The organism is bacterium (assembly GCA_030655055.1).
Lineage (GTDB): Bacteria > Edwardsbacteria > AC1 > AC1 > EtOH8 > UBA5202.
Window position 1 is genome coordinate 1 of sequence record JAURWH010000047.1, and the last position, 6,291, is coordinate 6,291.

Annotated in this window: 9 protein-coding genes; 5 read left to right on the forward strand and 4 right to left on the reverse strand. The window is 53.0% G+C overall.

All coding sequences use genetic code 11. The features are described 5' to 3' along the window. The 4 genes from Q7U71_02300 to Q7U71_02315 form a co-directional block, all read right to left on the reverse strand. A partial coding sequence (locus Q7U71_02300) for a carboxypeptidase-like regulatory domain-containing protein (GenBank protein ID MDO9390584.1) occupies positions 1–569 on the reverse strand: 569 nt, incomplete at its 3' end. A gap of 67 nt (positions 570–636) precedes the next feature. Next, positions 637–1,545, reverse strand: coding sequence for an ABC transporter ATP-binding protein (locus Q7U71_02305; protein MDO9390585.1), 909 nt, complete (start codon positions 1,543–1,545; stop codon positions 637–639). Between the two features lie 140 nt (positions 1,546–1,685). Next, positions 1,686–2,552 carry an efflux RND transporter periplasmic adaptor subunit gene (locus Q7U71_02310; GenBank protein MDO9390586.1) on the reverse strand — a complete coding sequence of 289 codons (867 nt, stop codon included), beginning with the start codon at positions 2,550–2,552 and terminating at the stop codon, positions 1,686–1,688. 95 nt (positions 2,553–2,647) lie between these two features. Beyond that, positions 2,648–3,265, reverse strand: a complete 618-nt coding sequence (locus tag Q7U71_02315) for a TetR/AcrR family transcriptional regulator (protein MDO9390587.1) — start codon at positions 3,263–3,265, stop codon at positions 2,648–2,650. A gap of 292 nt (positions 3,266–3,557) precedes the next feature. Here Q7U71_02315 and Q7U71_02320 point away from each other — a divergent pair, with 292 nt between their 5' ends. From Q7U71_02320 to Q7U71_02340, 5 genes are all read left to right on the forward strand, one after another. Beyond that, positions 3,558–3,992 (forward strand): nucleoside recognition domain-containing protein, encoded by a 435-nt coding sequence (locus tag Q7U71_02320; GenBank protein ID MDO9390588.1) that lies wholly within the window; start codon positions 3,558–3,560, stop codon positions 3,990–3,992. An 8-nt stretch (positions 3,993–4,000) separates the two neighbouring features. Continuing rightward, positions 4,001–4,741, forward strand: a complete 741-nt coding sequence (locus tag Q7U71_02325; GenBank protein MDO9390589.1) for a hypothetical protein — start codon at positions 4,001–4,003, stop codon at positions 4,739–4,741. Between the two features lie 5 nt (positions 4,742–4,746). Further along, the gene (locus Q7U71_02330; GenBank protein MDO9390590.1) at positions 4,747–5,202 is read left to right on the forward strand and encodes a nucleoside recognition protein; all 456 of its coding nucleotides are present in this window, start codon (positions 4,747–4,749) and stop codon (positions 5,200–5,202) included. 81 nt (positions 5,203–5,283) lie between these two features. Then, entirely contained in the window at positions 5,284–5,658 is a 375-nt protein-coding gene (locus Q7U71_02335) for a metallopeptidase family protein (protein MDO9390591.1), read from the forward strand. Between the two features lie 125 nt (positions 5,659–5,783). Further along, positions 5,784–6,291: peptidylprolyl isomerase (locus Q7U71_02340; GenBank protein ID MDO9390592.1), on the forward strand; the 508-nt coding region annotated here is incomplete at its 3' end.

Below are 6,291 nucleotides of genomic sequence, written 5' to 3' on the forward strand. Positions count from 1 at the left end.
AAACGTTGCCAAGAGACTAAAAACCATTCAATGCCTAAATTCCCAATAGGAGAATATGCATCATGTGAAAAGTCCCCCCAATCCCATGTTTTATACCTATATAGCTCATTTAAACTTGTCGTTTTAAAATCATACCATAACGTATCATCAACATATTGACCCTTTGTCCAAACTTGTCCCTTCTTTAACCTACCCAGTTCTTCCTTAATCCAATTCTGTCCCGCTCCGATATATAATGGATGACTCGCAGAAGCAATAATATGATGGAATTGCGAGCCGCCAATTATAAACAAAGGCATATGTCCAAATGTTTTTGCTGGTATGCAATATCTGCCATTTTTATCGGTTATTAGAATTTTATCCCCTGCCTCTTCAAGATGTTCTTCCAAGCCGGTATATGAATTTATCACCCAGTTCACAGTTATTACGGCATTTTCAATAGGCTGCCCAGTGGTGGCATCAAGCACCTGCCCGGCAATTACTGGAGTGCGGTAAAACATCTGCCAGGCCCGGGCCGGGCCGGCAATAAAAACCGCCAGCAGGCAGAAAAGGGCAAATAGTTTTCTCATCTTGTTACTTTCTCTTATTTTTGGATTATCCACACCTACTCTACTTCTCTACTACTTTGCTACTTTACTACATTAAGGACAGGAACACATCCTCGATGCTGGGCTCTATCTGTTTTTGGGAGATGACCTTTATACCATTCTGCTTGAACAGTACGGAGATCTCCGCCAATTGATGCTCCGGCTTGTCCAAATGGACATGGAGATGCCCCCCAAAAAGCCCGGCGTTCTTGGCGGCCTGTGATTTCGCCAGGAGTTCATACGCTTTCTGAAGTTCAGATACTTCCAACTGGTAAACCTTGAAATTCACCCCGGCCTTGATGTTCTCCGGCTTGTCGCATAAAAGAACCTGCCCCTTGTTCAAAAAGGCTATCCGGCTGCAGCGCTCGGCCTCGTCCATGTAGGGCGTGGCCAGGATGATGGTGACCCCCTGCTTCCAGATCTCGTAGAGCAGCTTCCACAGCTCGCGCCGGGAGATGGGGTCCACCCCGGTGGTGGGCTCGTCCAGCAGCAGGAGCTTTGGAGTGTGGATCAGAGCGCAGGACAGGGCCAGCTTCTGTTTCATCCCGCCGGACAGTTTTCCCGCCAGCCTGTCCTTGAAGGGCCCCAGCCGGGAAAAGGCCATCAGCTCCCCCATCCGTTTCTTCTTCTCCTCACCGGTCACCTGGTACAGGTCGGAAAAGAAATCCAGGTTCTCGGCCACCGTCAGTTCAGGGTACAGCACAAAGCTCTGCGACATATAGCCGATGTGGCGCCGGGCCCCTTCGGGATCCCTGACAGTATCCTGTCCGAATATTTTGGCCGAGCCAGATGACGGCCGGATCAGCGCCGCCAGCAGCTTGATGACGGTGGTCTTGCCAGCCCCGTCCGGCCCCACCAGCCCGAAGATCTCGCCTTGGGCTATGGACAGGTCCAGCGGCTTAAGGGCCTCCGCGCCTTTATAGCTTTTAGTAAGCTTATTTGTTTCTACTGCCAGCATTTACGATTTCTTTTTTGCCACTAAGACACCAAGGCACCAAATTATTCCAAATCAAAAATTGGGAATAGCATTGTGCTATTGTATCTTGATGGTAAATTTAGATTGTTTCAAGCTAAAATAGATTGAAAAAGGTTAAAGGATCACTGAATGTCTATCACCGCATCGGCCGGCATGCCGGGCTTAAGCTCGCCCTGGGGATTTGAGAGGTTGATCTTGACCGCGAACACCAGTTTGGTCCGTTCCTCCTTGGTCTGGATGTCTTTTGGGGTGAACTCGGCCTGCCCGGCAATGGTGGACACCGTGCCCTCAAAGACCTTTCCGGGATAGGAGTCCACCGAGACCTGCGCCTTCTTCCCCAGCTTGATCTTGCCGTATTCCTTCTCCGGCAGGTAGATCTTGATGTAGACCTTGGTGATGTCCCCCAGCTTGCAGACCGGTGTCCCGGGCAGGGCCAGCTCGCCCACCTCGATGTTCCTCTCCAGCATCACGCCGCTGACCGGAGCCTGGATGTAGGCGTTGCCCACCTGGGTCCGGGCCAGGGAAAGGGCGGCCTGGGCCTGGGCCAGCATCCCTTTGCTGGCCGCTAATTGTGACTGGGCGGCCTTCATCTGGTTCTCGATCTGGGAGAAGGACTGGATGGAGATGGTGCCCGACTGGTACAGCGGCTGGTTGCGCCGGTAATTGTCCTCGGCCGTGCTGAAATTGGCCTCGGCCACAGCTGCCTGGCTCTGGGCCGAGGAAACCGCCGCCAGGGCCTGGCTTTCCTGGGCCGAAAGCTCGTCGTGGGCCAGCCGGGCCAGCATCTTGCCGGCCTCCACCTGCTGTCCTTCGTCGAACGGCATCTCAACCACCCGGCCGGTGACCTTGGAGCGCACCGTGACCTCGGTGACCTCTATGATCCCCGAACCGGTCAGCTTGTTCTGGTCCTTCCGGGTGCAGGAGACCGTTAGCAGCATTGTCAGCGCCAGCATGGCCGTCAGTATTTCATGGATGCGCTTGTTTATCATATTCGCCTCATCATATATTGCTGTGTTCGTTTTGAATTTCCTTTGTCCATTTTTGTCCATTAATGTCCAATGTCCTTATCGGATACCCGCGCGCCTTACTTGAAATCCTTTTTGAACCTGGCCCGGCCCTTTTCGGTCATGGCCCCGGCAAAGACCAGCTCCACTATGGCCTTCATAAGCTGGCCCGGGCTGTAAGCCGAATGGATCAGGGCCTGGGGATTGATCATCTGCTGGACCAGCACCGCGTACATCTGCATCACCAGGTCGGGATCTACCTCCGGACGAATCAGCCCGGCTTTGATTCCCTTTCTGACCAGCAACCCAAAGTTGTGGTAGATCTTTTTCCGGCGGAACTCGTTGATCTCCTCCCACATCTCGGGGGCGCTTTTCTGAAGGTCCAGCATGAATTCCCGGCTGATCTTGGAGGTCCGCCGGGAGATGTGCTCCACCAGTCCGGCTAACCGCTGGAAATAATCCAGCTTGGGATCTTCGGTCAGGGACTTGATGGCGCCCTCGCTCTCGGCCATCAGGCGGGATATGATGGCGTACAGCAGCTGGTGTTTGCTGGCGAAATGCTGGTACAGGGTCTTTTTGCTGATCCCCAGCTCGGCCGCCATCCGGTCCATGGTCACGCCGGAAAAGCCCCGGGCAAAGAACAGGGCCTCGGCGTTGGCGATTATCCGCTCCCGCACCGGATCCTTGGTTTTGGTCATAGTTACACTCTTTTACACATTGGAAACTGTTTCAGTTTTTTTAGTTTCCTTATTCTAATACCATTAGCTGCGTTTGTCAATAGCTCCCGGAAAAATAATTGTTATTTCCGGTCCGATATCATTTGAAAACCCGCCCCAAAAATGCTATTATTGTCATTCAACCCGGCTCCGATCCTCTTGCATTGTGCCCTGGGCACAAACAAATAATATCCTTTTGCGTCTTTTGTGCCCCTTCGGCTTAGCTCAGGGCATGCTTTTTGTGGCAAATTTATACCTGCGAACATCATATAGCATGAACAAAATAGACTTTAAGACCACATTGGTCTCCGGCCTCAAAAAGGGCCTGGCCTCCTTCTGGGAGCTGATGAAGATGGTGGCCCCGGTTTACACCGCCATTACCATCCTGCAGGCCACCCCGGCCCTGGACTGGTTCGCCAATCTTTGCGCCCCGGCCATGAAGTATTTCGGCCTGCCGGGGGAAAGCGCCCTGGCCCTGATCGTGGGCAATCTGGTCAACCTCTATGCTTCCATCGGGGTGATCGCCGGGCTCAAGCTCCAGCCCCAGCAGCTTACCCTGCTTTCGCTCATGCTGCTGATCTCCCACAGCCAGATCCTGGAAAGCGCGGTCTTTGCCCAGATAAAGACCCGTTTTATCCTGATATCCCTATTCCGCCTGTCGCTTTCGCTGTTCCTGGGCTGGTCCCTCCACTTTTTCATCATCGGATAGTTAACTTTATGCGGAAACTTTTTTTATTGGGGGCATTAGCCCTGGCCCTGCCCGCTCTGGTCGTCGCGTTTAAACTCCCGCCAATGGCGCTGGGGCCCTATGTCGGGGCCTATCTGCTGGACTGTACCACCATAAATAATGAAGTGCTGTGCGTTAACGCAGATCCTTCTCTTGGAGTCGCTCCGTTGTTTGGAACGGATTTAAAGTTATATTTGCCTGAAAATTATTATTCCGAAATAACGATCGGCTACAGCACCCAAAAAACTGAAGCCGGCGATTTTTCTACTTCCAGCCTGACTTCTTTACCCGATAGCACTACCCATACCTCCGGCATATTGGTTCTCTTGCCCTTGTCTTTAACCCTGGGACGTGATTTCAAATTGATGCCGAAATTGTGGGGATCGGCGGGGCTGTTGGTCGGTTACACATGGGCTGCTGTAACCATAGATTCCCAAGCAATATATTCAGGTGGCATCCACTACGACTCACATACTGTGGGCCGGGGCGGGGATCCATTTCTGGGATTTAAACTGGGGATCGATCTATATGTTCACCGCAATGTTGATGTTTCCGTTAGCTTTGGATATCGTTACGGCGACATAACAGAGTTGACTGTCAGGGAAGCGGACCGGGCGGAGCGCATTGGCAGCACCATTAAATATTTCGACAAAGCCACAAACACCGAAAAACCCCTCCCTCTGGAAATATCCAATCCGATACTGTGTTACGCTATTAAATACCGCTTTTAACATTTATGTGGCCATTCCTTAAAAACTATCTCTGGGGGCTGGGCGACCTGTCTCTCAAGATCTTCCTGATTGTGATGATCCTTTTCCTGCTGCTGGAGTTCATCAAGGCTTCGGGGATGCTGGAGGACAGCCTGGTCCGCCTCAACCGCTTTACAAAACATCTGGGACTTAAGAAACAGTCGGGAATGCCGCTGTTGGCCGGTTTCATCTTCGGCATCGTGTTTGGCGCCAGCCTGATCATCTCCTCCTCCCGCGAGCAGCAGCTGGACAAGCGTCAGGTGTTTCTGATCAGCCTGTTTCTGGCCACCTGCCACGGAATAGTGGAGGACACCGGACTGTTCGTGGTGATCGGGGCCAACTTCTGGTGGATCACCATTCCCCGTTTGATACTGGCCATACTGCTGACCTGGCTGATAGCGGTCTTCTACCCCGAAACAAGTCCGCAAGAATTGGCAAAGTGAAAAAGATTTATGAATGCCGGGAGGAGCCATCAAGCAAATGTCCATTTTTGTCGATAAGTGTCAAAAGGCCGGCCCAATAAAATGACCCGCAAAAAGTTTGAGGACATAGCCGGGCAGGCCATCTCGGAACTGCCGGAGGAATTCCGCCAGAAGCTGGAGAACATCGCGGTGACCATCGAGGATTACCCGTCCGGCGATATTCTTTCCTCTTTGGACCCCAGGCCGCGGAAGGACCAGTTGCTGGGCATTTATATCGGCATCCCCTACAACCGCCGGCCGCCATACCCCATTTCCGGGGCCCTGCCGGAAAGGATAGAACTGTACCAGAAGAACATCGAGAGCATCTGCGCCAACGATGACGAGATCAGGGAACAGATCAAGGAGACCATCATCCACGAAGTTGGGCATTATTTCGGGCTCTCGGAAGAAACGCTGGAAGAGCTTCAGGGTTCGTAGACTACAACCGTTAACAAATTACCCTTACCCACTAAAGGCACGAAAACCTGTGGTAATATTATTTAGTGTTTTTTGTGGGCAGAAACGTAAAATAATCATAGTAATTTATAAGCGAAAGGACCATAATGCAGAAGGATGCACCCAAAACCGGCGACCTGATCGCCGTGATCAAGACCAACCAGGGCGTAATGAAGGCCCGGCTGTTCGGTGACCTGATCCCCGAGGGAGTCAAGAATTTCACCGAGCTGGCCAAGGCCGGCAAGTACCAGAACGTGCCCTTCCACCGGGTGATCAAGAACTTCATGATCCAGGGCGGCGACTTCACCGCCAAGAACGGCACCGGCGGCCACGCTTACAAGGGCCCGGGCACCAACATCGGCGACCAGTATCACCCGGAGCTGAGCCACATCCGGGGGGCGCTCTCCTACGCCAAGACCGCCCAGCCCAACTCCATCGGCTCCCAGTTCTTCATCGTCCATCCCCAGAAGGGCGCCAACTTTTTGGATCATCCCCAGGGCGGCGGCCCGGCCGAGGGTTACAGCGTGTTCGGCCAGGTGTTTGAGGGGTTTGAGGTCCTGGACACCATCGCCAACACCGCCACCGGGGCCAACGACAAGCCGCAGGAGCCAATGG